20 protein-coding genes and 1 pseudogene are annotated in these 24,695 nt (G+C 71.8%); 14 read left to right on the forward strand and 7 right to left on the reverse strand.

Annotated elements, in window-relative coordinates:
• Window positions 1-20 precede the first annotated feature (20 nt).
• The gene (locus AB0F52_RS44695) at window positions 21-1,772 is read left to right on the forward strand and encodes a cellulase family glycosylhydrolase (RefSeq protein WP_360184422.1); all 1,752 of its coding nucleotides are present in this window, start codon (window positions 21-23) and stop codon (window positions 1,770-1,772) included.
• Here the strand turns inward: AB0F52_RS44695 and AB0F52_RS44700 are convergent.
• Window positions 1,769-2,434, reverse strand: a complete 666-nt coding sequence (locus tag AB0F52_RS44700; protein WP_360184425.1) for a helix-turn-helix domain-containing protein — start codon at window positions 2,432-2,434, stop codon at window positions 1,769-1,771. The two genes, AB0F52_RS44695 and AB0F52_RS44700, sit on opposite strands and share 4 nt — an antisense overlap.
• 84 nt (window positions 2,435-2,518) lie before the next feature.
• Here AB0F52_RS44700 and AB0F52_RS44705 point away from each other — a divergent pair, with 84 nt between their 5' ends.
• Window positions 2,519-3,628 carry an NAD(P)/FAD-dependent oxidoreductase gene (locus AB0F52_RS44705; protein ID WP_360184427.1) on the forward strand — a complete coding sequence of 370 codons (1,110 nt, stop codon included), beginning with the start codon at window positions 2,519-2,521 and terminating at the stop codon, window positions 3,626-3,628.
• Here the strand turns inward: AB0F52_RS44705 and AB0F52_RS44710 are convergent, their stop codons facing one another.
• Window positions 3,629-4,336 carry a TetR/AcrR family transcriptional regulator C-terminal domain-containing protein gene (locus AB0F52_RS44710; RefSeq protein ID WP_360184429.1) on the reverse strand — a complete coding sequence of 236 codons (708 nt, stop codon included), beginning with the start codon at window positions 4,334-4,336 and terminating at the stop codon, window positions 3,629-3,631.
• A gap of 68 nt (window positions 4,337-4,404) precedes the next feature.
• Here AB0F52_RS44710 and AB0F52_RS44715 point away from each other — a divergent pair, with 68 nt between their 5' ends.
• The 6 genes from AB0F52_RS44715 (at window position 4,405) to AB0F52_RS44740 (ending at window position 11,916) form a co-directional block, all read left to right on the forward strand.
• Entirely contained in the window at window positions 4,405-5,514 is a 1,110-nt protein-coding gene (locus AB0F52_RS44715) for an NAD(P)/FAD-dependent oxidoreductase (protein WP_360184431.1), read from the forward strand.
• A 337-nt stretch (window positions 5,515-5,851) separates the two neighbouring features.
• Complete coding sequence (locus AB0F52_RS44720; RefSeq protein ID WP_360184434.1) at window positions 5,852-6,478, forward strand: hypothetical protein; 627 nt, start codon at window positions 5,852-5,854, stop codon at window positions 6,476-6,478.
• Window positions 6,462-7,643 carry a hypothetical protein gene (locus AB0F52_RS44725; RefSeq protein ID WP_360184437.1) on the forward strand — a complete coding sequence of 394 codons (1,182 nt, stop codon included), beginning with the start codon at window positions 6,462-6,464 and terminating at the stop codon, window positions 7,641-7,643. Before AB0F52_RS44720 ends, AB0F52_RS44725 begins: the two co-directional genes overlap by 17 nt.
• Entirely contained in the window at window positions 7,640-9,856 is a 2,217-nt protein-coding gene (locus tag AB0F52_RS44730) for a hypothetical protein (RefSeq protein ID WP_360184440.1), read from the forward strand. Before AB0F52_RS44725 ends, AB0F52_RS44730 begins: the two co-directional genes overlap by 4 nt.
• Before the next feature lie 96 nt (window positions 9,857-9,952).
• Window positions 9,953-11,446, forward strand: coding sequence for a tRNA (N6-isopentenyl adenosine(37)-C2)-methylthiotransferase MiaB (gene miaB / locus AB0F52_RS44735; RefSeq protein ID WP_360184442.1), 1,494 nt, complete (start codon window positions 9,953-9,955; stop codon window positions 11,444-11,446).
• Window positions 11,443-11,916 carry a hypothetical protein gene (locus AB0F52_RS44740; protein ID WP_103342810.1) on the forward strand — a complete coding sequence of 158 codons (474 nt, stop codon included), beginning with the start codon at window positions 11,443-11,445 and terminating at the stop codon, window positions 11,914-11,916. The genes miaB and AB0F52_RS44740 overlap by 4 nt, the downstream gene beginning before the upstream one ends.
• Window positions 11,917-11,935: 19 nt before the next feature.
• Here AB0F52_RS44740 and AB0F52_RS44745 read toward each other — a convergent pair whose 3' ends face one another.
• Both AB0F52_RS44745 and AB0F52_RS44750 read right to left on the reverse strand, forming a co-directional pair.
• The gene (locus AB0F52_RS44745; protein WP_360184445.1) at window positions 11,936-12,382 is read right to left on the reverse strand and encodes a hypothetical protein; all 447 of its coding nucleotides are present in this window, start codon (window positions 12,380-12,382) and stop codon (window positions 11,936-11,938) included.
• A gap of 770 nt (window positions 12,383-13,152) precedes the next feature.
• Complete coding sequence (locus AB0F52_RS44750) at window positions 13,153-14,466, reverse strand: DUF349 domain-containing protein (protein WP_360184447.1); 1,314 nt, start codon at window positions 14,464-14,466, stop codon at window positions 13,153-13,155.
• A gap of 217 nt (window positions 14,467-14,683) precedes the next feature.
• Here AB0F52_RS44750 and miaA point away from each other — a divergent pair, with 217 nt between their 5' ends.
• Both miaA and dapF read left to right on the forward strand, forming a co-directional pair.
• Entirely contained in the window at window positions 14,684-15,595 is a 912-nt protein-coding gene (gene miaA, locus AB0F52_RS44755; RefSeq protein WP_360184450.1) for a tRNA (adenosine(37)-N6)-dimethylallyltransferase MiaA, read from the forward strand.
• Window positions 15,596-15,605: 10 nt separating this feature from the next.
• Window positions 15,606-16,433: a diaminopimelate epimerase gene (dapF, locus tag AB0F52_RS44760; RefSeq protein ID WP_360184453.1), complete on the forward strand. Its 828-nt coding sequence runs from the start codon at window positions 15,606-15,608 to the stop codon at window positions 16,431-16,433.
• A gap of 19 nt (window positions 16,434-16,452) precedes the next feature.
• Here dapF and valS read toward each other — a convergent pair whose 3' ends face one another.
• Window positions 16,453-18,966: a valine--tRNA ligase gene (valS, locus tag AB0F52_RS44765; protein ID WP_360184455.1), complete on the reverse strand. Its 2,514-nt coding sequence runs from the start codon at window positions 18,964-18,966 to the stop codon at window positions 16,453-16,455.
• A gap of 9 nt (window positions 18,967-18,975) precedes the next feature.
• Window positions 18,976-20,229 (reverse strand): MFS transporter, encoded by a 1,254-nt coding sequence (locus tag AB0F52_RS44770; RefSeq protein ID WP_360184458.1) that lies wholly within the window; start codon window positions 20,227-20,229, stop codon window positions 18,976-18,978.
• Between the two features lie 63 nt (window positions 20,230-20,292).
• Here AB0F52_RS44770 and AB0F52_RS44775 point away from each other — a divergent pair, with 63 nt between their 5' ends.
• From AB0F52_RS44775 to AB0F52_RS44785, 3 genes are read left to right on the forward strand one after another with little or no spacing between them, the layout of a single operon-like run.
• A complete protein-coding gene (locus tag AB0F52_RS44775; protein ID WP_360184461.1) occupies window positions 20,293-20,796 on the forward strand; it encodes a winged helix-turn-helix domain-containing protein in 504 nt (167 codons plus the stop codon).
• A 42-nt stretch (window positions 20,797-20,838) separates the two neighbouring features.
• Complete coding sequence (gene hflX, locus AB0F52_RS44780; protein ID WP_360184463.1) at window positions 20,839-22,287, forward strand: GTPase HflX; 1,449 nt, start codon at window positions 20,839-20,841, stop codon at window positions 22,285-22,287.
• 53 nt (window positions 22,288-22,340) lie between these two features.
• Window positions 22,341-23,363, forward strand: coding sequence for an esterase-like activity of phytase family protein (locus tag AB0F52_RS44785; RefSeq protein ID WP_360184466.1), 1,023 nt, complete (start codon window positions 22,341-22,343; stop codon window positions 23,361-23,363).
• 76 nt (window positions 23,364-23,439) lie between these two features.
• On the opposite strand, the gene lexA is transcribed toward AB0F52_RS44785, so the two are convergent.
• Window positions 23,440-24,099, reverse strand: a complete 660-nt coding sequence (gene lexA / locus AB0F52_RS44790) for a transcriptional repressor LexA (RefSeq protein ID WP_360184468.1) — start codon at window positions 24,097-24,099, stop codon at window positions 23,440-23,442.
• A 359-nt stretch (window positions 24,100-24,458) separates the two neighbouring features.
• On the opposite strand from lexA, the pseudogene AB0F52_RS44795 reads away from it, so the two are divergent.
• Window positions 24,459-24,695, forward strand: a pseudogene (locus AB0F52_RS44795) (hypothetical protein); the annotation flags it as partial.

Below are 24,695 nucleotides of genomic sequence, written 5' to 3' on the forward strand. Positions count from 1 at the left end.
TCACGTTTGGGGCCGCCATCATGCGCCTGCTCGTGGCTTTGCTCACCGCCGTGGCGATGACCTCCGGGGTGGTCGCCGCCGCCGTCGCCGAAGACGTTCCGCAGCACCGGTTGACCGTGCGCGGCTCGGCTTTCGTCGACGAGTACGGCCGCGAAGTGGTCTTGCGCGGCTTCAACGTCTCGGGGGAGACGAAGCTGGCGGAAAACGGTTTCCTGCCGTTCGCCACCGCGGCCGACGCACGCCGCTCCGCGCAGTCGATGCGGGCCCTCGCCGGCGCGAACGCCGTGCGCTTCCCGATCGCGTGGGCCGGGACGCAGCCGGTGCGCGGGCCGGTGAACACGCAGTACCTGGCGAAGCTGACCGACCAGCTGAAGGCGTTCCTGGACGAGGGGTTCACCGTCCTGCCCGACTTCCACCAGGACCTGTTCTCCCGCTACCTGTTCAACCGCGGCAGCTGGTACACCGGCGACGGCGCGCCGAAGTGGGTCGTCGACCTCGGCGGCTACCCCGCGGAAAGCTGCGGCATCTGCGCCCACTGGGGCCAGAACATCACCCAGAACGGCGCGGTCCAGGACGCCACGAAGGACTTCTGGCACAACGCCCGCGGCGTCCAGGACGAGTTCGTCGGCCAGGCCGTCCAGACGATGTCCTACCTGCGCACGAACCTCAACGCCGCCCAGTTCGCGGGCGTGGCGGGCATGGACCCGTACAACGAGCCCTTCGCCGGCCGGTACGACCAGGGCCAGGACAGCAAGGCGTGGGAACAGAACGTGCTGTGGCCGTTCTTCAAGCGGTTCCGCGACGCGATGGATTCCGCCGGCTGGCAGGACAAGCCCGCGTTCGTCGAGCCGAACATGTTCTGGAACGCCAACATCTCCTTCCAGCTCCACCCCGGCGGCTTCCAGGACACCGGCGTCATGGGGCCGCGGTACGTGTTCAACACCCACTTCTACGACCAGCTGGCGCAGTCCGGCGTGTTCATGCCGGGCAAGGCGGGCGACGGCCAGTACAGCGCGAGCTTCGGGACGGTCCGGGACCGCGCGACCGCGCTGGGCACGACGGCGATCGTCACCGAGTTCGGCCACCCGATGACCGGCTACACCTCCGACAAGACCCCGACCGTGGACAAGGCGATGTACCAGGCCCTGGACTCGCGGGTGTCGGGCGCGAACTGGTGGCGCCAGCCGGCGCAGTCGGGCCCGGTGCTCTCGGCGACGCAGTGGCAGTGGGACATCTACAGCGGCCGCCACCACGAGCTGATGAACGACAACCCGGACAAGGTCAAGACGGACGGCGACGCCTGGAACGGCGAGGACTTCTCCTCGGCCCGCACGGCGGACGACGGCACGGTCCAGCTCCGCCAGGACGCGCGCCTGCTCGACCGCCTCTACCCGGCGGCGGTCGCGGGACACACGCTGGCGTTCACGTACGAGGACCGTTCGCGCGACGGCAGCCAAACGCTGACGTGGAACCGGATCCCGTCGACGATGCCGGCGACCGCGGCGCTGACCGGCGCGGGCCGGTACGGCGTCCTCGTGTGGCAGGGGACGGACGCGGGCGCCCCGACCGAGCTGCACGTCCCGGCCGGGCTGACCCCGACGGTGGTCACGGACCTGGCCTCGGTGGCCCGGGTGGGCGACCGCCTGCGCCTGCCGGCGACCCCGGGCCTGCACTACGCGCTGATCGCGGAACCGGCGGCGGCGCCGACCGCGGCCCAGCTGGCGGCGGTCCGGGCGGAACTCGCGGCCTGGGCGCCCACAGCGGTCCGCTAGCGCAGGGAGGCGATCCCGGCCAGGAAGATGTCGACGCCCGCGAGGAACTGCTCGCGGTCGTCGTGCTCCCGGAGCTGGGTCGCCGCCCGGTGCACGAACGGGTACTCCTCCGGGTCGAGTGCCGCCCACCGGGCGGCGACCGCGCCCAGGAAGGCCTCGCGGTCCCCCTCGTCGGCGGCGAGCAGCCGGGCGTTGGCGGCGTTCTGCCCGGCGACGCCGAGGACGTAGTTGACCAGCGCGCCCGCGGCGTCGAACAACGCCTGCTCGGGCACTTCGAGCGCCTCGAGCAGCCGGCCGATGCGCTCGTAGACCTCCAGGAGCGCGGGCCGCCACGGCTCCCGGGACAGCTGGGCGCCGACCCAAGGGTGGGCGTCGATCGCGTCGAACAGGCCCAGCGACACCGTGCGCAGCGCTTCCCGCGGGTCGTCGCCGGCCACGGCGTCGCCCATGACGCGGGCGATGACGGCGTCGGTCGCCGCCGCGAGGAGGTCGCTCTTGTTCGCGACGTGGTGGTAGATCGCGCCGTAGCCGGTCGACAGGCGGGCGGTGAGCGCGCGGAACGTCAGTGCGGCCTCGCCGCCTTCGTCCAGGATCGCGGCCGCCGCCTGCACGATCACTTCCTTGGACAGCCCGTCCGTGCGCCGCTGGGCTCGGTTCGCCATGTGCCGATCATCGCACGGTTGGAGCGCCGATCCAAACTCGTGCTAGCGTAGCGATTGGAATGACGATCCAATCGGAGGAAAACCATGACTGTCACGATCATCGGAGCCGGCCTCGGCGGGCTCGTCCTGGCTCGCGTCCTGCACCTGCACGGCATCCCGGTCGAGGTGCACGAGGCCGACGCCTCCCCGGCCGCCCGCCGCCAGGGCGGCATGCTCGACATCCACCCGTGGAACGGCCAGCCGGCGCTCGAGGCGGCCGGCCTGACCGACGGGTTCCGGAAGCTCGTCCTGCCGGGCCGGGAGTCTTCGCGCGTGGCCGACCGCCACGGCACCGTGCTGCTCGACCAGCCCGACGACGGCACCGGCGAACGTCCCGAAGTGCAGCGCGGCGAGCTGCGGCAGCTGCTGCTCGACTCGCTGCCGCCCGGCACCGTCCACTGGGGACACAAGGTCACCGGGGTGCGGGCCCGTGGCGACGGCGGCCACGAGGTGCGCCTGGCCGACGGCACCAGCTTCGGCACGAGCCTGCTGGTGGGCGCGGACGGCGCGTGGTCGAAAGTCCGTCCGCTCGTCTCCGCGGCCACCCCGGAGTACGTCGGCGTGTCGGTCGTCGAGACGTTCCTCTTCGACGGCGACGTCCGCCACCCCGCCGTCGCGAAGGTGGTCGGCGCGGGCGCGCTCTACGCGTTGGCACCCGGCAAGGGGTTCGTCGCGCACCGGGAAAGCGGCGGGACGCTGCACACGTACGCGCAGCTGTTCAAGCCCGAGGACTGGCTGGCCGGGGCCGACGCGGCCACCGTGACGGCGCGGGTCGCCGAGGAGTTCGCCGGCTGGGCCCCCGAGCTGACCGCGTTGATCACCGAAAGCGACACCCCGCCGGTGCTGCGCCGCCTCGCCACCCTGCCGGCCGGGCACCGCTGGGACCGCGTGCCGGGGGTGACCCTGCTCGGCGACGCGGCCCACCTGATGCCGCCGAACGGCGAAGGGGCCAACCTGGCCATGCTGGACGGTGCCGAACTCGGCCAGGCCCTGGCTGCCCACCCCGGTGACGTGGAGACGGCGCTGGCCGGGTTCGAGCGGGCGATGTTCGCGCGTGCCGCGGCGGAAGCGGAGGACGTCGACGTCTACGCGATCATGTTCGGCGACGACGCCCCGCACGGCATGGTCGCCATGCTGACCGGGGCCGGGGAGTAGCTACTCGGCGGCGGTGTCTGCCCCGATGCTCGCCCCGATGCCCGCCCCGATGCCGTCGAGGAGGAAGCCGAGGCCGAGGCGGAAGGTCTCGTCGGCGTCGAGGTGGGCGGCGTCGCGGACGACCGTCTCCAGCGCGGGGAACCGGCCGGTGGCGAACATCCGCACCAGGTAGGGCCCGTGGGTGTGCTGCCACTGCCGCTGGTCCATCCCGCTGGCGCGCTCGGCCCGCCGTTCGGCGATTTCCCGGCGGACCGCGCCGATCACGTACGCGTCGACGGCGGCGGCCACCGGCATGACCACGTCCACGTCGACACCGTCCAGCGCGGCCAGCACCGCCTCGCCCCGGGCCAGCGCGTTCGGGCCGAGCTGGGGCCGGCCGCCGATCAGGTCGGCGAACCACTCGTGCCGGTACACCGCTTGCCGGGTGGCCTCGGCCACCGACGTCAGCACTTCCCGCCACCCCTCGCCGGCCGGCCGGATCTCGGCGTGGACGGCGTCGACCATCAGGTCGAGCAGCTCGTCCTTCGTGTCGATGTAGCCGTACAGCCGCATCGGCCCGACGTCCAGCGCGGCGGCGATCTTGCGCAACGACACCGCGTCCAGGCCGGCTTCATCGGCCAGTTCGACCGCTGTCCGGACGATCAGGTCCCGGCTCAGCGGGGCCGGCGCCGGCCGGTTCGCCGGCTCCGGTCGTTCCCACACCAACATGGGCGTGACAATACATCGGCTCCTGCGATACGCTGTATCGAGACGTACGGCGTATCAGAGGGGGAATCATGACCATCGCCATCGTGGGGGCCGGCATGGGCGGCCTGGCGCTCGCCCGGGTCCTGCACGTGCACGGCATCGAGGCCGTCGTGTACGAACGTGACGCTTCGCGCGGCGCCCGCCGCCAGGGCGGCATGCTCGACATCCATTCCGGGCAGCGGGCGCTGCGCGAAGCCGGTCTGCTCGACCGGTTCTTGGCGGTCGCCCGCCGGGAGGGGCAGGACATGCGGCTCCTGGAGCCGGACGGCACCCTGCTGCTCCAGGAGGACACGCCCGAAGACGCCCCGATGGCGCGGCCCGAGATCGACCGCACCGACCTGCGCAACCTGCTGCTCGACGCGCTTCCCGAGCGAACGGTCCGCTGGGGGCACGCGTTCGACCACGCCGAAGAGGGCGTCCTGCATTTCACCGACGGCACCAGTGCGCGTTACGACCTGCTGGTCGGAGCCGACGGCGCGAATTCCCGGGTCCGGGGCCTGCTCACCGACGCCCGCCCGGAGCACCTCGGCCAGAACGCGGTCGAGCTGGCGATCTCCGACATCGACCGCACCCACCCCGACCTGGCGGCCATGGTCGGGCGCGGCAACTACTGGGTGTTCGGCGACGGCAAGTCCCTGGCCGCCCAGCGCAACGGCGACGGTTGCGTCCGCATCGGCATCAGCTTTTACAACACGGGCGAAGACTGGTTCGCCACGAGCGGCATCCCGTTCGACAACCCGCCCGCGGCCCGCGCCCGGCTGATCGAGCTCCTGGCCGGCTGGGACCCCCGCATCACGGCCCTGATCGCCGCAGCCGACGACACGTTCGTGCCCCGATCGCTGGCGACGCTCCCGCCCGGTCTGACCTGGCCATCATCCCCGACGGTCACCCTGATCGGCGACGCGGCGCACTTGATGCCCCCGGTGGGAGAGGGAGCAAACATGGCCCTCCTGGACGGCGCCCTCCTCGCCCTGGCCCTGGCCGCCCACCCGGCCGATTTCGGCACGGCGGTGGCGGAGTACGAGAAGGAGATGTTCGAGCGCACGGAGGCGGCGGCCCGGATGTCGGCGGGCATGCAGGAGTTGCTGATGTCCCCGGACGCGAGCCGTCGATTGCTCGAGTTCTTTCAGCCGAAGTAAGGAGGGCGCGCATTTCGTCGAGAAGTCGCCCTGGCGCCCGGAGGTAAGGGGTCGCTTTGGCCGGTCCGATCGCCGCCGGCGGCAACGCGGCCGGGCTCGGCCGCTGGTCGACCCCGAGCGTGACGCTGCCCGGCGCCGCGGCACCTCTGCGGCTCCATGGGGGAGAGCGCGGGGTTCCCTCGACCGGGCTCGTCACTCGTTCGTCTCGATGTCGCGCGAACAAGGGCGAAAATCACCGGCACCAAGAATGCGAAATAGGCTGATCGAGTGAAGGCGGTAACAGTGGTTCAAGGGGTCGCGATCCCTAGCTCGACAAAACGAGTGGAGGCGAGACTTCTTGGCCACTTTCCTGAATATCCTCCTGCACGTGATGCTGCTCGGCTCGATGTTGGTCTTCATCGCTTCGAGTGTGCTGGTGACATTTCGGACGGACAACGCGCTGGAGCGCGCGATCCGGGCCAGTGCGTTGTTCTGCGGGGCCATGGTGGTGCTCGGCGCGCAGGCGGCGGGCCTCGGGTTCGCCGAGTTCACCGTCAACGCCCTGTCGAACACCGATCTTGCCGGCACGCTGTCGAAGGTGGCGGGAGCCGCGGTCCCCGCCACCTTCGGGGTGGTCATCGGCCGGTATCTGAGCTATTCGGTGCGGCGTAGCGAAAATCTGGCGATCCGGGTGATGGCATTTGTCGGCACCCTGGCGGCGACGCAATTCGCGGCGATCTACGCGGTTGCCGTGAAGGCGAACGGGCTCGCACTCGGCGCGTCCGCGATCCCGAACATATCTTTCGTCGTCGGCATTCTTCTCTACGTGGTGCTGAAGTACGAGCCGGGAAAGCAGCCGCGGCCGGGCAGGCTCGGCGCGATGATTTCCGTCAAGCTGCGAGCGCGGCCGGTCGAGGTGGCCGAGTCGTCACCCGGGGCCCGGCCGAGGCGGACCGAAGGGGACAGCCGTGGCCAGTCCGTCTGATCGCCGGAAATGCCCGTACTGCGGCAAGGTCTCCATGCTGGGCGAGCTGCCGATCGTCGGGACCAACCCCTACACCATCGCCGAAGCCAAAGACGGCGTGATGCCGTCGGGAACGCGGATTCGCGGGTGGCTGGAGGCGGACCGGTCGCGGTACCCGGTGCTGGCCCCGCCGCCGGGAGCCGCGTCGGCGGGCACGGTGAACTGGATGCGCAAGCACTTCTACCCGCGGGTCCTCGCGCACCCCGCCGAAGTCGCGGCCCCGGAGGACCTGCCCGCACGGCTGTGCCTCGGGTGCAACCACCCCTTGCCGGAGGGGATCGACGATCGCGAGATCTACGTGATCGCGGTCGTCGGCACCCACAGTGCGGGCAAGTCGCACTACCTGACCAGCATGATGAACGAGGCTTACACCCCGCAAGGCCTGGTCGACCACAACTGCGTCGAGTTCCTGCCGGACGAGGCGACCGCCAAACGCTTCGACACCGACTACTTCGCGCCGGTGTTCGAAGAGAGCGCGGTGCTCGAACCGACCCTCAACGGCCAAGCTGTCCCGTTGGTCTTCCAGGTCACCTACGAGGGGCAGAAGCCCTGCCTGCTGCTCTTCCACGACGTCTCGGGCGAGGTGCTCATGGATCGGGCGAGCCGCGCCCACGCGGCGTCGTTCGTGCGGCGGGCGGACGGCGTGATCTTCCTCGTGGACCCGATGTCCTTCCCGCGCGTGCGCACCGCGATGAAGCACCTTCCGGACGCCGCGGTACGGCAGCCGAACCAGGCGAACCTGCTCGCGGCGTACGTGTCCGACCTCGCCGAAGAGGCACGGGCGCGAGTTCCCATCGCGGTGACACTGTCCAAATCGGACGTCCTGGCGACCGCACTCGGGCGCGAAGACCTGCTCTTCGCCCGGCATCGCGCCGCCGGCTGGGCCGGGTGGAACGCCGAAATGGACCAGATCGGCCGGCAGGTCCGCGAGGTGCTGACCGAGCTCGGTGCCCACGACCTCCTCTCCGCCACCAGGCGAATGGCGAAGGTGTCCTACAACGCCGTCAGCGCACTCGGCCGGACCCCACGGCCGGACGGGACGCTCGACGGGCCTCCCGACCCCATCCGGTGCCTCGAGCCCCTGGTCAACGTCCTCGATCACCTCTCTCCGATCGTCGGCACATGACGGACGCGCAGCTCGAGCAGCTGTGGTTCACCTGGGCCCGGCACGGCACCGAGAACAGGCTCGGGTTCCAGGTGGTGGCGGCGACCCCGGCGCTGCTCGACAAGACGAACCGCCGCCGGAGCGAGGCACTCGAACTCTGCCGGTATCGAGCCCCCACCGGCGCCCGCGATCGAGGCGAAGCGCCGGTCTCCTTCGGCTGGACCGACCGTGACGACACGAGGTACGTCTTCCACAAGGCCTACACCGGTACCGATGCCTTCGGCAGGCCCGGCAACTTCGCCGCCCACGTCGTCGCCGGGCCCCGGACGATGCTGCCTGCCCGGGAGCTGCTCACCCGCTTCCGCTCGCCTTGGTGGTGGACCGGAGCTCAGGCACCGGACCCGGTACTGCCGAGAGTCACGCTTTCCGAGATCGAGCCGGGAAGCCTCGACCTCGCGGAAACGCCCGAACTCCTGGCAGCCGCGCTTTTCACGGCGCGCCGGGGGCGGCCGGTGGCGATCAGGCAATCGCCGGACGTGGCGGTCGCTATCGTGGCGGCGCTGGCCGAACGGGTGCCGTGGCTCGCCGACGACATCTCGTTCTCCAGCTACGAGTCATTGGATACCGCGGCTCGGTTCGAGATCGTCGGGATGGACCCGGCCAGCCAGCCGCCGCCCGCCTCACTCGTCTTCGGTTCGCCGCACCGCGACACCGACGCGGCCGAGGCCGCGCGGATCGTCGTGTCGCCGGCGCGGGTCGATCGGGCCGCGACCTCGATCGGACGGTCGGTCGTGCCGGATGCCGGCCGCGGCATGGATTTCGGCGCGCTCGCCGATTCGGTGATCGCCTTCCACAGCCTGCTGGTGGACGGCGACATCGACAGGGCGAAGCTGCGTACGGCGTTGGCGTCAGCGCCGGGGATCACCCAGCTGGCCCGTGTCGAGCGCGGTGTGACCGCTTTGGCGCGCGCCATCGTCGCCGGGGAGGCGCTGCATTGGCCGGCTCTCGGCCAGGCGTGCACCGGCGGGTGCGTGGAGAAACTGGGCGACGAGGTGGCGACCGAAATCCTCGCCGGCCAGGACACTCGGGCTCTCACGTCGACGCTCCACCGGCTCGAGACCGAATCACCGGCGCTGGTGACCGCTGTCTGCGTCGCGCTGTGCCGCAAATGGGCCGTCCGGCAAGCGCCGATGAAGCTGGACGCGCCCGGCGCGGTGGCCGTGCTGAAGGGCCTGCGCGATCCCCGCACCTGCGACGACGAAGTGCTGAACGGGCTCGCGGCCGAGGCCGCTCGCGATCCTCAGCTCAGCCTGACCGGGACCGGTCTCGGCCGCGCCGTTCGCGGCCGGATCCTCGCGCAGGTGCTGCGCCGGACCACCCAGGTGATCGACTTGGGCGCACTGGTGAGCGCCGAGCCCGAGCTCGGACAGGCGGCGGCACCGCACCTGCGCCGGGTGGAGCCGCTGCGCGAGCTGCTCGGTTCGATCGATGTCGAGGCGGTGCCGGCTTTCGCCACCGGTGTTCTGCGAGAGCTCGAGCCGGATGCCGGCTACGAGTTCTTGGCCTCCTACGCGGATCGCTTGGCCGACGGGGAACGCCTGACGCTGCTCGCGGGATGCCTGCCGGGTGACGGCCGGCGGAGCCGCAAGTGGGCGGACGTCGTGCGGGCCGCGCTGGAAGGCGTGATCGACGAAGCGATGTCGGCCCCGCGGTTCCGCAACCCCCTCACGAAGCAGGTGTGCGACCTCGTGGAGACGACCCCCTGCGGGCCGGTCGGGGAGGTGCTGTCCCGCCGTCACCCGGGTACGCCGACCCGGTTGTCCGCTGAGCTGCAGCTGACCCTGCTGCTCGGCGGTTCCCCGTCGCAAGCCGAGCTCTCGGCGCTGGCGGATCGGCTGGCCCGCACGCTGCCGCCCGAGTTCGTCGCAAGCGCGCTCGTGGATGCGGCCCACCGCCAGCTCAGAGCGGGGCCCACTGCGGCACGGGTGCTCGTGCACCTCGCCCGGATGATCGCCGCCGGACGGCTCCCCACCCGCCACCACCGCCTGCGCGGTCGCCTGGACCGCGACGCCCGGGACTTGGCCCGGTCGTGCGGGCCGAGTCCCGAGCTGGCGGCCGGCCGCATCGAGGTGGCCGGGCTCGGCGGGGCGGCCGAGGCTTGGTGGCACTGGCTGACCAAGCCGAAACGTCGCTGGCCCATCGTGCTGTCCTCGTCCGCGACGGACGGGCGGTGAAGCCCCCGGCCCGCGGTCGGCCCGGGGCGCGGTGCCCGGCAACGGTCGGGCGGGTGGGAGCTGTCGCTGGTCAGGCGAGGGTTACCCTGAACCACGATGACCGAGAACCAGGCACCCAGGGCGTACCAGATCCGCACCTTCGGCTGCCAGATGAACGTGCACGACTCCGAGCGGCTCGCCGGGCAGCTCGAGGACGCCGGCTACGTTCCGGCCACCGCCGGGGCCAAGCCGGACCTGATCGTGTTCAACACCTGTGCCGTCCGGGAGAACGCGGACAACAAGCTGTACGGCACCCTCGGGCACCTGCGCCCCGACAAGATCGCGAACCCCGACCTGCAGATCGCCGTCGGCGGGTGCCTCGCGCAGAAGGACCGCGGGGAGATCGTCAAGCGGGCGCCGTGGGTCGACGTCGTGTTCGGCACCCACAACATCGGGGCGCTGCCCACGCTGCTCGAGCGGGCCCGGCACAACGCCGAGGCCGAGGTCGAGATCCTCGAATCGCTCGAGACCTTCCCCTCGACGCTGCCCGCGCGCCGCGAATCGTCCTACGCGAGCTGGGTGTCCGTTTCGGTCGGCTGCAACAACACCTGCACCTTCTGCATCGTGCCCGCCCTGCGCGGCAAGGAACGCGACCGGCGGCCCGGCGAGATCCTCGCCGAGGTCGAGGCGCTCGTCGCCGAGGGCGTGCTCGAGGTCACCCTGCTCGGCCAGAACGTCAACTCCTACGGCGTCGAATTCGGTGACAGGCTGGCGTTCGGCAAGCTGCTGCGCGCGTGCGGCACCGTCGACGGCCTCGAGCGCGTCCGGTTCACCTCGCCGCACCCGGCCGCCTTCACCTCCGACGTCATCGACGCGATGGCCGCGACCCCGAACATCTGCCACCAGCTGCACATGCCGCTGCAGTCCGGGTCCGACCGGGTGCTGCGCGAGATGAAGCGGTCCTACCGCTCGGCGCGCTTCTTGAACATCCTCGACGAGGTCCGCGCGGCCATGCCGGACGCGGCGATCACCACCGACATCATCGTCGGCTTCCCGGGCGAGACCGAGGAGGACTTCCAGGCGACCCTGGACGTCGTCGCGCAGGCCCGCTTCTCCAGCGCGTTCACCTTCCAGTACTCGAAGCGCCCGGGCACGCCGGCCGCGACGATGGACGGCCAGCTGCCGAAGGAGGTCGTGCAGGAGCGCTACGAACGCCTGGTCGAGCTGCAGAACGCGATCTCCTGGGAAGAGAACAAGAAGATCGTCGGCCGCCGCGTCGAGCTGCTCGTCGCCGCGGGCGAGGGCCGCAAGGACGCCGAGACGCACCGGATGAGCGGCCGCGCCCGCGACGGGCGGCTGGTGCACTTCACCCCGGCCGGCGCCCACGTCGACCGCGCTGTCCGCCCCGGAGACGTCGTCGAGACGGTCGTCACCTACGGCGCACCGCACCACCTGGTGGCCGACGGCGACCTGCTGTCCCACCGGCGGACGCGCGCCGGCGACAACGCGGAGGCCGGGCTCCGGCCGAAGACGAGCGGCGTCACGCTGGGCCTGCCGGGCTTCGGTGCCCCGGCCGCCCAGCCCGAACCGGTGAGTGGGTGTGCGCTGTGACCGAGTCCCGTGGCAACGGCGAACTGGCCGAGCTGGCGGCCGAGATCGACGAGGCGGGCAAGCGCGCGTCCCGCACGGTGGAGCTGGGCCGCCGCGGGTTCACCATCGCGGTGTTCGCGTTCGTGCTGCTGATCTGCCTGATCCTGCCGTGGGTGGGCGACCACGCGGGCTGGCAGGTCCTGGCCGGCGAGGGCGGCGGCATCCCCCAGCTGTTCGCGGCGACGTCGACGGGCGTGGGCATCCTGGGCTCGGCACTGGCCCTGGTGACGCGGCGCTGGTGGCTGGCCTGGGTCTGCGCGGCGGGCGGCTGGTTCGCCTCGGTGGACGGGCTGCTGGCGATCTGGTCCCAGCAGTCATCCCACGCCCCGGGCTCCGCGGGCGGCGGCCCGGGGCTCGGCATGGTGATCGCCTGGATCGCGATGATCTGCCTCGCGGTCCAGTGGATGCGCACGGCGTTCTCACGGTCTTGAGAACCGGCGGGGACCGGGATCAGCCGACGCGCAGGGTGAGGGTGCTCGCCGAGTACGCGGCGGCGTAGAGGGTCGTCTCGGGGTGGTAGAGCCGCAGCGAGACGGTGGCGCTCACGCTGAAGCTGAGGTTGAAGAAGAAGCCGCCGTTCGGCCGGCAGGTGGTGTCGGCGATGTTCACCCAAGCACCGGCCTGCAGCTGCTGCACGATGACGGTTTCGACGGTCTGTTCGGAGCGGGCCGCGTCGAGCACCTGCAGGTTGCCCTTGAGGTCGACCTTCTCGTTGACCTTGACGTGGTCCTTGCCGAGCTTCCCCTCGACCTTCACCTTCCCCTTGCCGGCTTCGACCCCGGAGGAGAGCGGAGCGGCCCCGGCCGGGGCGGCGAGCGCGGGGCAGAGCCCGCCGAGGGCGACGCTGATCACCAGCGCGGAGAGGATCCGGCCGGTGTTGTGGGATGTCCTGGTCATGATCGAAGTGCAGCACCGGGTCGGCTGGAAAGCGCGCGGTAACCCCCGGTCGGGGCGGTGACCGAACCCCTTCGGGTGGGCCGGCTTGCGCAACGGTGGCCCTGCACGGCTCAGCGGCCAGGCTCGGCCTGGCGTGGTTCGGCCTGGCCAGGGGAGGCGCGGTTCGGTTCCGCCTGGCGAGGCTGGGCGCAGTCGGCTTGGCTCGCCCTGCGCAGCGCGGATGGGCTCCGCCTGGCTTGGCTTGCCCTGGCTCGCCCGGCGTGGCTCTGTTCAGCTCTGCGGGCTTGCCTAGCGAGACCCGGCTCGGCGCAGGCCGGCCCAGCCCTGCTTGGCGCGGTTCGGCTTGGCTCGCGCGGCCCGGCTCCGCTCCGCCCTGTTTGGCCCGGCCCGGCCCGGCCCGGCATGGCCCGGCTCGGCTCCGCCCGGCTTGGCTCGCGCGGCGCGGTGCGGCTTGGCTCGCGCGGCCCGGCTCCGCTCCGCCCTGCTTGGCTCGCTCGGCTCGGCTCGGCCCGGCGGCACGGCCCGCCCTCCCTGGGGGCTGCCCCCGCTTCCAGCGTATCGGTGGCCACCGTCAGAACCGCCCGGAAACGCGCCTGAGCGGCCACCTTGTCCACATCACGATGACCCTGTGGGCAAACCGCAAAGGCCCCCTCGCCAGCCACAACAGCCGGCAAGAAGGGCCTCCGCGAAAAACCGACCTCAGCTGACCGCGAACCTCAGCGATCAGCGCCCACAAACCTCAGCGCCACAAACCTCAACACCCACAAACCTCACCGGTCCGCAACAGCCGCCTCCGCGGCCTGCAGCCACTCGCGCCACTGAGCCGCCTGCTCATCCGCCTTCTTGGCCCGCCGCTCATCCCCGGCCGCCCGGGCCTTCGCCGCCTGGGTCTCGTACTGCTCCACGCGCTCGCGGAACTGGGCCGCGCGGGCCTGGGCCTCCGGGTCCGTCTTCCGCCAGCGCGAATCCTCCGCCGACTTGACCGCGTCCTGGACCGCCTTCAACCGGCCGTCCAGCTCGCGGATGCGCTCGCGGGGGACCTTGCCGATCTCGTCCCACTGCTCCTGGATGCGGCGCAGCGCACTCTTCGCCGCCTCCAGGTTGGCCGCCGCGTCGATCTTCTCCGCCTCGACCAGCAGCTCTTCCTTGCGTGTCGCGTTCTGCGTGAACTCCGCGTCGCGCTCGGAGAACACCGCGGACCGGCGGGCGAAGAACTTGTCCTGGGCCGCGCGGAAGCGCTGCCACAGGGCCTCGTCGCTGTCCTTCGGCGCCCGGCCGGCCGCCTTCCACTCGGTCATCAGGTCCTTGTAGCGACCCGCCGTCTCGCCCCAGTCCTCGGACTCGCTGATGGCCTCGGCTTCGGCGATCAGCTCTTCCTTGCGCTGCTTGGCCGACGCGCGCTGCTTGTCCAGCTCGGCGAAGTGGGACCCGCGGCGGCGGTTGAACGCTTCGCGGGCCTTCGAGAACCGCTTCCACAGCTCGTCGTCGGTCTTGCGGTCGACGCCCTTGACCGTCTTCCACTCGTCCAGGATCGTGCGCAGCCGGTCGCCCGCCGCCTTCCACTGGGTGGAGTCGGCCGCGATCTTCTCGGCCTCCTCGGCCAGCTCCTGCTTGCGGGCGATCGCCGCGGCGCGGGCCTCCTCGCGCTCCGCCTTCGCGCTGGCCAGCGCCTTCTCCGCGTGCCCGATGACGTACTCCAGCCGGGCGGCGAGCGCGGCCAGGTCGCCGACCACGGCGGCCTCGGGCAGCCCGTCCCGGATCTGGGTGGCACTCGACAGCGCGTGCTTCGGGTCGCCGGCCCCGGAGATCAGCCGGGTCTCCAGCAGCTCGACCTCGGTGCGCAGGTCGTCGAAGCGGCGTGCGTAGTGCACCAGGCCCTCGTCGGGGGTGCCTGCCTGCCAGACGCCGACGGCGCGCTCGCCCTCGGCGGTGACGACGTAGACCGTGCCCTCGTCGTCGATCCGGCCCCAGGTCGACGGGGTGGGTTCGGCGGGCGGCACGGGCGGGGCGGCGTGCCCGGCGTGCAGCGCGTGCGGCACCGGGTGCGGGGCCGGGGTACCGGTGGAAGTGTTCTCCTGGGCCATCGCAGGCTCCTTATCGCCTGTACGCCCGCGGTTGCGGGCGCCCCGCCGCGAAGCGGGGCCGGGTAATGCGGTCGTCACGGGCCGTGCTCGGATGCTACGGCCCCACGCGGCATTCAAGCAGCTCAGCGCGCACCGTGGTACTGGATGGGCCACTCGAAGCTCGTGATCCTACTTCCGGTGGACGCTCCGTGTCGGCCCGCAGGTATCGTCAGCCGCCGTGAACAGCCCCGCCGTCCCGGTCGCGGTGGTCGGGCCGACGGCCACCGGCAAGACCGCGCTGGCCGTGGACCTGGCCCGCGCGCTCGGCGGCGAGGTCGTCAACGCCGACGCGATGCAGCTCTACCGGGGCATGGACATCGGCACCGCCAAGGCCACCGAGGCCGAGCGCCGGGGCGTCCCCCACCACCTGCTCGACGTCCTGGACGTGACCGAGACGGCGTCCGTCGCGGCCTACCAGCGGCACGCGCGGGCGGAGATCGAGCGGCTGCTGGCCGGCGGCCGGGTCCCGGTGCTGGCCGGCGGGTCCGGCCTCTACGTCCAGGCCGTGCTCGACGACCTGCGCTTCCCGGGTACCGACCCGGCCGTCCGGGCCCGGCTCGACGCGGAAGCCGAGCAGCTCGGCACGCCCGCGTTGTACACCCGGCTGGGTGAGCGCGATCCGGTGGCCGCCGCCAAGATCCTGCCGACCAACACGCGCCGGATCGTGCGCGCCCTCGAGGTCATCGAGATCACCGGCGAACCCTTCTCGGCGAACCTGCCGAAGCCGGGGCCCGCCCGCTACGGCACGGTCGTCATCGGCGTCGACCGGGCGCCCGAGGAGCTCGACGAGCGCGTCAACGAGCGCGTGGAGCGGATGTTCGCCGCCGGGCTGGTCGACGAAGTGCGCGAGCTCGAGAAGCAGGGCCTGCGCGAGGGGAAGACGGCGGCGCGGGCGCTCGGGTACCAGCAGGTGCTCGCCGAACTGGACGGCGACGGCGACTTCGAGGCGGCCGCCGCCGCGACGGCGCAGGCCACCCGGCGCTTCGTCCGCAAGCAACGGTCCTGGTTCCGGCGCGACCAGCGGATCCACTGGTTCGACGGCGCCGATCCCGGGCTGGCCGCGCGCGTCCTGGATACCCTGGCCCGGTAATCTTGCCCCTATGGGCGGTATCGAGTTCCTCAAGGGGCACGGCACACAGAACGACTTCGTGCTGCTCCCCGACCCGGCGGGCCGCCTCGAGCTGACCGAGGCCAGGGTCGCCGCGTTGTGCGATCGCCGGCGCGGCCTCGGGGCCGACGGCGTGCTGCGCGTCGTGCGCGCCGCCGAGCTCGGCGAGCCGTCCGCGGGCGAGTGGTTCATGGACTACCGCAACGCCGACGGGTCGATCGCGGAGATGTGCGGCAACGGCGTGCGCGTGTTCGCCCGCTACCTGGTCGAGTCGGGCCTGGCCGCCGAGGGCGAGTTCGTCGTCGGCACCCGCGCGGGCGACCGCCCGGTGGTGGTGCACCCGGACCGCTCGGTGACCGTCCACATGGGACCGGCGACGATCACCGGGACGTCGGTCACGGTGGTGGCCGGCCGCCCGTTCTCCGGCGTGGCGGTCGACGTCGGCAACCCGCACCTGGTCTCGCTGCTCGACGACGACGTGGCCGGGCTCGACCTGCGTGAACAACCCGACTTCGACCACGACGTGTTCCCCCACGGCGTGAACCTCGAGTTCATCAACTGCCTCGGCGAAGGCGCGCTGCGGATGCGCGTGCACGAGCGCGGGGTGGGCGAGACGCGGGCGTGCGGCACGGGCACGGTCGCCGCGGTGGCGGCCGCGTTCCACCTGGCGGGCACCGACACCGGCGCGTCCACAGTGGACATCCCGGGTGGCCGCGTCGAGGTGACGGTGTCCCGCGGCGCGTCGACGCTGTCCGGGCCCGCCGAGATCGTGGCGCGCGGCGAGCTCGACGAAGCCTGGTGGGCCGCCGCCGGTTCGTGACCGGGGCGGCCCACCCCCGTCAGACCTTGGCCTCGACCGCGAAGCCGCCTTCGCGCGTCTCCACCGACGAGATCGCGCCCGCGGTGCGGATGTCCGGCTCGATGGCCGTGAACCGCTCCAGCACCTCGGCCGGTCCGGTCACGGTGAGCGTCTCGACGGCGGACCGCATCGACACCTTCGCGTCCGTCTTCGCCCGGCGGACCGCCGCGATCACCGCGCCGGCCAGCGGAAGCAGCTCCGGGTCACCGTCGGACGCCGCCGCCGGAGGCCACACGGCCCGGTGCACCGATCCCTCCTGCCACCACGACCAGACCTCCTCGGTCGCGAACGGCAGGAACGGCGCGAACAGCCGCAGCAGGGCCGAGAGCGCCGTCACGAGCGCCGCTCGCGCGGACTGGGCCGCGTCGGGACCGCGGTCCCCGTACGCGCGGCCCTTCACCAGCTCGACGTAGTCGTCGCAGAACGTCCAGAAGAACGTCTCGGTCACCTGCAGCGCTCGCGCGTAGTCCAGCGTCTCCAGCGCCGCCGTCGCCTGCTCGGTGACGACGGCCAGCGAGGCCAGCAGCGCCCGGTCCAGCGGCTCGGTGGCGACCGCGCCGGGCATCGGCACACCGAGACCCAGCACGAACCGGCTCGCGTTGAGCAGCTTCGTCGCCAGCCGCCGCCCGACCTTCATCTGGCCTTCGTCCACCGACGTGTCGACGCCCGGGCGCGCGCTCGCCGCCCAGTAGCGGACCGCGTCCGAGCCGAACCGCTCCAGCAGGTCCACCGGGGTGGTCGCGTTGCCCTTGGACTTCGACATCTTCTTGCGGTCGGGGTCGAGCACCCAGCCCGCGATCGACGTCTCCCGCCACGGCAGCACGCCGTGCTCCAGTTCGGCGCGCACCGCCGTCGAGAACAGCCAGGTGCGGATGATCTCGTGCGCCTGCGGCCGCAGGTCCATCGGGAACACGCGGGAGAACAGGTCGTCGTCGATGCTCCACCGGCCGACGATCTGCGGCGTCAGCGACGACGTCGCCCAGGTGTCCATCACGTCGGGATCGGCGGCGAACCCGCCCGGCACGCCGCGCTGCTCCTCGGTGAACCCCGGCGGGACGTCGCTGCTCGGGTCCACCGGCAGGGTGTCCGGAAGCAGGCGCGCGTCGTAGTCCGGCTCGCCGTTCGCGTCGAGCCGGTACCACAGCGGGATCGGCACGCCGAAGAACCGCTGCCGGCTGATCAGCCAGTCCCCGGCCAGGTTCTCCACCCACGACGAGTACCGGACGCGCATGTGCTTCGGCACCCAGTTCAGCTCTTCGCCGCGGGCGAGCATCTTCTCCCGAAAGGAGGCGTCGTTCCCGCCGTTGCGCAGGTACCACTGCCGGCTGGCGACGATCTCCAGGGGCTTGTCGCCCTTCTCGTAGAACTTCACCGAGTGCGTGATCGGCCGCGGTTCCCCGCGCAGGGCCCCGGCCTCGCGCAGCAGGCGGACCATGACCTCGCGTCCCGTGTGGACGGTCTTGCCCACCAGCGGCGCGTAGGCGTCCCCCGGCACGTCGTGCGGCGCGTCCGGCAGGAAGCGGCCGTCACGCCCCAGCACCACCCGCGTGGCCAGCCGCAGCTCGCGCCACCACGTGACGTCGGTGGTGTCGCCGAACGTGCACACCATCGCGATCCCGCGGCCCTTCTCCGGATCCGCGAGGTGATGCGCCACGACGAGCACCTCGACGCCGAACACCGGCGTCCGCACGGACTTCCCGAAGAGCGGCTTGAACCGTTCGTCATCGGGGTGCGCCACCAGGGCGACGCACGCGGGCAGCAGCTCCGGCCGGGTCGTCGCGATCACGACGTCGGCACCGTCCGGTCCGGTGAACGCGAGGTCGTGGAAGGAACCGGGGCGTTCGCGGTCCTCCAGTTCGGCCTGGGCGACGGCGGTCCGGAACGACACGTCCCAGAGCGTCGGCGCTTCGGCCTGGTAGGCCTCGCCGCGCTCGAGGTTGCGCAGGAACGCGCGCTGCGAAATCAGCCGCGAGTCGTGCCCGATCGTCTGGTAGGACATCGTCCAGTCGACCGAGAGCCCGAGCTGCCGCCACAGCTGCTCGAAGACCTGCTCGTCGGTCACGGTCAGGGATTCGCACAGCTCGACGAAGTTCCGGCGCGAGATCGCCACGACGTCCTTGCCCGGCTTCTCCGGCGGCCGGAACTCCGGGTCGTACGGCAGCGACGGCTCGCAGCGGACGCCGAAGTGGTTCTGCACCCGGCGTTCGGTCGGCAGGCCGTTGTCGTCCCACCCCATCGGGTAGAAGACCTCGAGCCCGCGCATCCGCTTGAACCGCGCGAGGACGTCGGTCTGGGTGAAGGAGAACACGTGCCCGATGTGCAGCGACCCGCTGACCGTCGGCGGGGGAGTGTCGATCGAGTAGACCTCGTCCCGGGTCTTCGTCCGGTCGAAGCGGTAGGCACCCGTGGATTCCCATACGGGTACCCACTTGGCCTCCAGACCGTCGACACCGACCTTGTCCGGGACTCTCGGGCGCTCGTATGGGGTACTCATGAACCAACTCTAGGCGGCGCCGGAACCGCTTTTCGCCTCGGTCGGCAGGTCGCGCATGTGCCGCAGCGGTGAGCAGACCACCCACAGCGCGGCGGCCGCCTCCCCGGCGGCCGCGACCCAGATCGCCCCGCGCAGCCCGAGACCTTCGCCGAGCGCACCGCCCAGCAGGCCGCCGAGCGGCAGCGTGCCCCAGACGAGGAACCGGACGCTCGCGTTCATCCGGCCCAGCAGCCGGTCGGGGCAGATCGCCTGACGATAGGAAACCTGCGCGACGTTGTAGACGATCACCCCGAACCCGTAGACGACCTCGCCGGACGCGGCGAGCACGAGCCGCCAGTCCGCGCCGGTCCAGGGGAGCAGCAGGTGTGCGGGCCAGGACAGCAGCGGGACCAGCCAGATCGTGCGGGCGTGCCCGATCCGGCGGGTCAGCGCGCCGGAGAAGACCGCGCCGAGGACGCCGCCCGCGCCGCCGACGGCGAGCATCACCCCGACCAGGGCGGGGGACAGCCCGACGGTGCGCGTGAAGAACAGCACCTGGACCGCCACGAACGCGCCGCCGAAGAGGTTCGCCGTCGCCGTGCACGCCACGCTCGACCGCAACGGCTTGTCGGAGAAGACGAACCGCAGCCCTTCCGCGATCTGCTGCTTCAGGCGCAGGTGCCCGGTGGGTTCCGGCGCCGGCTCGGCCGCGCGGATCCGCAGCAGGCACAGCGCCGACGTCAGGTAGCCGAAGGCGGTGACGAGCACCGTGCTGGCCGCGCTGATCAGCTGGACCAGCACGCCCGCGCCGCTCGGCCCGGCGACCTGGGCGACCGATTGGACCGCCTGCAGCTTCGCGTTGCCCTCCAGGAGGTGCTCCCGCCCGACGAGCGAAGGCAGGTACGACTGGTAGGCGATGTCGAAGAAGACCGTCGCCACGCCGACGAACAGCACGACGACGATCAGCTGGGCGAGCGTCAGCACGCCGGCCCACCAGGCGAGCGGCACGCTCAGCAGGAGGGCGAAGCGGACGAAGTCGGCGGTGAGCATGACCCGGCGGCGGCGCATGCGGTCCACCCACACGCCCGCGGGCAGCCCGATCAGCAGGAACGCGAGCGTCTGGGCCGCGGTCAGCAGGCCCATCTCGAACGGCGTCGCCGCCAGGGTCACCGCGGCGAGCAGCGGGATGGCGGTGTACCCGACGGCGGTGCCGAACTGGCTGGCCGTGTCGCCGGCCCAAAGCCGCCTGAAGTCGGCGTGGAAGAACAGTGACCCCCTGGACATGGCGACGAGTGTGCCGCGAGTGATTGGAAAGTGTCAATCACTGTTCGCTCTAGGCTGTACGCCGTGCTCCCTGCGAAACGACGTGCCGCGACCGAAGCCGAGGCGGCCGCCCTGGCCTCCGGAATACGGCTGCGCATCATCCGGTTGACCTTCTCGGAGGCGCTGACGAACAAGGAGCTGGCCCAGCGGCTGGGCCGTGATCCGGCGACGACGCTGCACCACGTGCGCAAACTCGTCGAGACGGGCTTCCTCGCCGCGCAGCCGCCGCGCCGCGGGACCCGGGGCGCCCGGGAAATTCCGTATCTTTCGACGGGGCTTTCGTGGACACTCGACTCATGCGGTGACAAGGGCGTGGAACAGGCGGTTCTCGAGGCCTATCTGGCCGAGATCGCCGAGACCGGATTCGAGGGCGTGCACCAGTCGCGCCTGGTCGTCCAGGTGGCCCCCGAGGAGCGGGCGGAGCTGCAAACGCGGCTCAACGCTCTGCTCGAGGAGTTCCGGGCGCGCCCCCGCCGTCCCGGCGCCGAGCGCACCGCGGTCTACCTCGCCACCTATCCCAGCACGTAAAAGTTCGGTTCCCGCGGCGAATCGTGGGAACATGGAGGCACGATGACAGAACTGACACACACCGAAGACCACGACGACGACCTGTACGACGGCGATCCGTCGACAGGCGAAATGGAGCTCGAAGACCGGGCGTCGCTGCGCCGGGTCAGGGGACTGTCCACGGAGCTGGACGACGTCACCGAGGTCGAGTACCGGCAACTGCGGCTCGAGCGCGTCGTGCTGGTCGGCGTGTGGACCGAGGGCACGGCCCTGCAGTCCGAGGCGTCGCTGGCCGAGCTGGCGCGCCTGGCCGAGACGGCGGGCTCGGAGGTCCTCGAAGGCCTCATCCAGCGGCGGACCAAGCCGGACCCGGCCACCTACATCGGCTCGGGCAAGGTGCGGGAGCTGCGGGACATCGTCGGCTCCACCGGCGCCGACACCGTGATCTGCGACGGCGAGCTCTCGCCGGGCCAGCTGCGGCAGCTCGAGGAAAAGGTCAAGGTCAAGGTCATCGACCGGACCGCCCTGATCCTCGACATCTTCGCCCAGCACGCCCGGTCGAAAGAGGGCAAGGCGCAGGTCGAGCTGGCCCAGCTGCAGTACCTGATCCCGCGGCTGCGCGGCTGGGGTGCGTCGCTGTCCCGGCAGGCCGGTGGCCGTGCCGGCGGCGCGAACGGCGGCGTGGGCCTGCGCGGTCCCGGTGAGACCAAGCTCGAGACGGACCGGCGGCGGATCAACAAGCGCGTGGCGAAGCTGCGCCGGGAGATCGCGGCCATGGACACCATCCGCGAGACCAAGCGCGGGCGGCGGCTGGCCAACGAGGTGCCCAGCGTGGCGATCGTCGGCTACACCAACGCCGGCAAGTCCAGCCTGCTCAACGCGCTGACCGGGGCCGGGGTGCTGGTGGAGGACGCGCTGTTCGCCACCCTCGACCCGACCACGCGGCGCGCGCAGACGCCGGACGGCCGCGGCTACACGCTGACCGACACCGTCGGGTTCGTGCGGCACCTGCCGCACCAGCTGGTGGACGCGTTCCGCTCGACGCTGGAGGAAGCCGCCGACGCGGACCTGCTCGTGCACGTGGTGGACGGGTCCGACCCGGCGCCCGAAGAGCAGGTCAGCGCGGTGCGCGAGGTGCTCGGCGAGATCACGCGCAAGCGCAAGGAGCCGCTCCCGCCGGAGCTGCTGGTGATCAACAAGGTCGACGCGTCCGACGACGTCAGCCTGGCCCGGCTGCGGCACGCACTGGCCGGGTCGGTCCAGGTCTCGGCCCGGACCGGGACGGGCATCCCGGAGCTCGTCGAGGTGATCGCCGACCGCCTGCCGCGGCCGGAGGTCACGGTCGACGTCCTGGTGCCGTACTCGCGCGGTGAGCTGGTCGCGCGGGCGCACGCGGACGGCGAGGTCCTCGAAGAGGAGCACGCCGAGGACGGCACGCGCCTGCTGGTGCGGGTCCGCCCGGACCTCGCGGCGGCTTTGCGCGAGTTCGAGACCAACTCGACCAGGGCCTGAGACGTCTCCGTAGTGTGCGATCCACAGGGGTCGCACACTACGGAGGTGGCTGGGTGCGCTGGGTGGTCGCGTTTGCGGCGGTGTTCTTGGGCCTGTTCAGCGGGCCCATCCCGGCTTCGGCGGCCCCGGCGGCTCCGGAGCCGCTGTGCACGATGAAGGATTCCCGGATCGGCGAGCTGTCCGGCCTGGTCTCCGACGGCAAGCAGTTGTGGGCGATCAACGACGGCGGCAGCAAGATTCAAGTGTTCGTGCTGGGCCGGGACTGCAAGGTCCAGAAGGTCCTCACGGACAAGACCGACCCGTTCGACGTCGAGGACCTGGCCCGCACCCCCGACGGAACGCTGTGGCTGTCCGACACCGGCGACAACCAGAAGGGCCGGCTGACCGTCGCCCTGCTGGAGATGAGCCCGCAGGGCAAGGTCACGCTGCACCGGCTCACCTACCCGGACGGCCAGCACGACACCGAAGCGCTGATCATGGACAAGGCGGGCACGCCGTACCTGATCACGAAGGACGTCCTCGGCGAGGCCCGCGTCTACCGGCCGTCGGGACCCCTGGCGAGCCCGGGCCCGACCAACCTGGAGAAGGTCGGCACGGTCAAGATCGCCACGACGGACACCCAGGGCGGCCCGGTGGGCTCGATCGGCTCGGTCCTGGTGACGGGCGGCGCTTCGATGGCCGATGGCAGCGTCATCGCGTTGCGGACCTACACGGACGCGTACGTGTACGCGGCTCCGGACGGCGATGTACTCGCGGCGCTCCAGCGCAATCCGGTGCGGATCCCGCTGCCGGGCGAGAAGCAGGGCGAGGCGATCGCGTTCGACCCGGACGGAACGTTGATCTCCGGCAGCGAAGGCGTGGGCCAGCCCCTCCGCACGGTGCGGGGCGCGGCGGCATCGGCCGCGCAGTCCGTCGCACCGGCGGAGGGGACGACCTCGACCGGCGCCGGCGCGTCAGCCGGCTCGGCGGAGGACGGGGCCGGGCTCCCCATCCTGCCTGCCGCCGGGATCACGGTCGCGGTGGTCGGTCTCGGCTGGTTCGGCTTCAGCAAGCTGCGCCGCCGGGCCCGCCGCTGACCTTCGGCTCCCCACGGCCGAAGATCATCCGATCCGGTGAATCTTCCGGGCCGTGCGAAAGCCCGGAAGCACCCTTCTAAAGCCTGCGCAGCACGGCGACGACCTTGCCGAGCACCGTGGCGTCGTCACCGGGGATCGGCTCGTACGCCTCGTTGTGCGGCATCAACCAGATGTGGCCGTTCTTGCGCTTGAACGTCTTCACCGTCGCTTCGCCGTCGATCATCGCCGCGACGATCTCGCCGTTGTCCGCCTCCGGCTGCTGGCGGACGACGACCCAGTCGCCGTCGGTGATGGCCGCGTCGATCATCGAGTCACCGGTGACCTTCAGCAGGAACAGCTCGCCCTCGCCGACGATCTCCCGCGGCAGCGGGAAAACGTCCTCGATGGCCTGCTCGGCCAGCACCGGGCCACCGGCGGCGATCCGGCCGACCAGCGGCACGTACGCCGCCTTCGGCATGACCGGCTGCTGGTCCATCTCGATGCCCATGGGGTTGTCGTCGGTCGCCGAGAGGACGCCGACCGCGCGCGGGCGGTTCGCGTCCCGGCGCAGGTAGCCCTTGCGCTGCAGGGCGCGCAGCTGGTGCGAAACCGACGACGTCGAGGTCAGCCCGACCGCCTCGCCGATTTCGCGGACGCTCGGCGGGTAGCCGAACCGGCTCACCCACGAGCGGATCACGTCGAGCACCTGCTGCTGGCGGACGGTGAGGGCGTCGTCCACGTCGTACACCTCGGGCATGGTGTGCACCTTGCCCGAGCCACCGGGGGACCCACTGGTCCTGCCCGCCTTGTTCTCCTTCGCCACTGCGTCGCCTCCCAGACGTTCGCTGCACGTTTCTGCGCGCCGGCCGCCGCCCGCGGGGTGCGGGCAGCCTCGCCGGGCGGCATCTGCCCGGCAGATGCCCTGGTCACCGACGTTAGCCCCCGGGCACGGCGATTTCAAACATCTGTTCGATCGACACGCCGTGTCCGCTCGATTTTGTCGGTGGCAGGTGGTAGACCTTCGCACGGGCGTTCGATAGAACGCCTGTTCGACCTTGATCCACGGGCCGCTGCGGCCCGGGAAACGGGCGGACACAGGGTTTCGAGGAGGTTCGGATGTCCATTCTGGCCGAACGCGGACACGTTCGCCCGGCGACCCCGGTCCCGGCGCCCCTCCGTCCCGTGCGCGTCCTGCGCGGTCGCCGCGGCGAGGTGCACCGCCCGCCGACGCGCGCGCGGGTCGTGGCGGGCCGCCGGCCGGCCGGCGCCCCCAGGGCGGCGCCGCGGCGGGGGCCGCTGCGCAGGCCGGGGCTCGCCGGGCGCGCCGTCGCGAGCTGCCGGGGGGTCTCCGGG

Source organism: Amycolatopsis sp. NPDC024027 (assembly GCF_040638975.1).
GTDB lineage: Bacteria > Actinomycetota > Actinomycetes > Mycobacteriales > Pseudonocardiaceae > Amycolatopsis.

Bases quoted from the DNA above. Each gene is read 5' to 3' on its own strand.
- AB0F52_RS44695 (WP_360184422.1), top strand. From the start codon at position 21: ATGCGCCTGCTCGTGGCTTTGCTCACCGCCGTGGCGATGACCTCCGGG.
- AB0F52_RS44700 (WP_360184425.1), bottom strand. From the start codon at position 2,434: ATGGCGAACCGAGCCCAGCGGCGCACGGACGGGCTGTCCAAGGAAGTG.
- AB0F52_RS44705 (WP_360184427.1), top strand. From the start codon at position 2,519: ATGACTGTCACGATCATCGGAGCCGGCCTCGGCGGGCTCGTCCTGGCT.
- AB0F52_RS44710 (WP_360184429.1), bottom strand. From the start codon at position 4,336: ATGTTGGTGTGGGAACGACCGGAGCCGGCGAACCGGCCGGCGCCGGCC.
- AB0F52_RS44715 (WP_360184431.1), top strand. From the start codon at position 4,405: ATGACCATCGCCATCGTGGGGGCCGGCATGGGCGGCCTGGCGCTCGCC.
- AB0F52_RS44730 (WP_360184440.1), top strand. From the start codon at position 7,640: ATGACGGACGCGCAGCTCGAGCAGCTGTGGTTCACCTGGGCCCGGCAC.
- miaB (WP_360184442.1), top strand. From the start codon at position 9,953: ATGACCGAGAACCAGGCACCCAGGGCGTACCAGATCCGCACCTTCGGC.
- AB0F52_RS44745 (WP_360184445.1), bottom strand. From the start codon at position 12,382: ATGACCAGGACATCCCACAACACCGGCCGGATCCTCTCCGCGCTGGTG.
- AB0F52_RS44750 (WP_360184447.1), bottom strand. From the start codon at position 14,466: ATGGCCCAGGAGAACACTTCCACCGGTACCCCGGCCCCGCACCCGGTG.
- dapF (WP_360184453.1), top strand. From the start codon at position 15,606: ATGGGCGGTATCGAGTTCCTCAAGGGGCACGGCACACAGAACGACTTC.
- valS (WP_360184455.1), bottom strand. From the start codon at position 18,966: ATGAGTACCCCATACGAGCGCCCGAGAGTCCCGGACAAGGTCGGTGTC.
- AB0F52_RS44770 (WP_360184458.1), bottom strand. From the start codon at position 20,229: ATGTCCAGGGGGTCACTGTTCTTCCACGCCGACTTCAGGCGGCTTTGG.
- hflX (WP_360184463.1), top strand. From the start codon at position 20,839: ATGACAGAACTGACACACACCGAAGACCACGACGACGACCTGTACGAC.
- lexA (WP_360184468.1), bottom strand. From the start codon at position 24,099: ATGCCCGAGGTGTACGACGTGGACGACGCCCTCACCGTCCGCCAGCAG.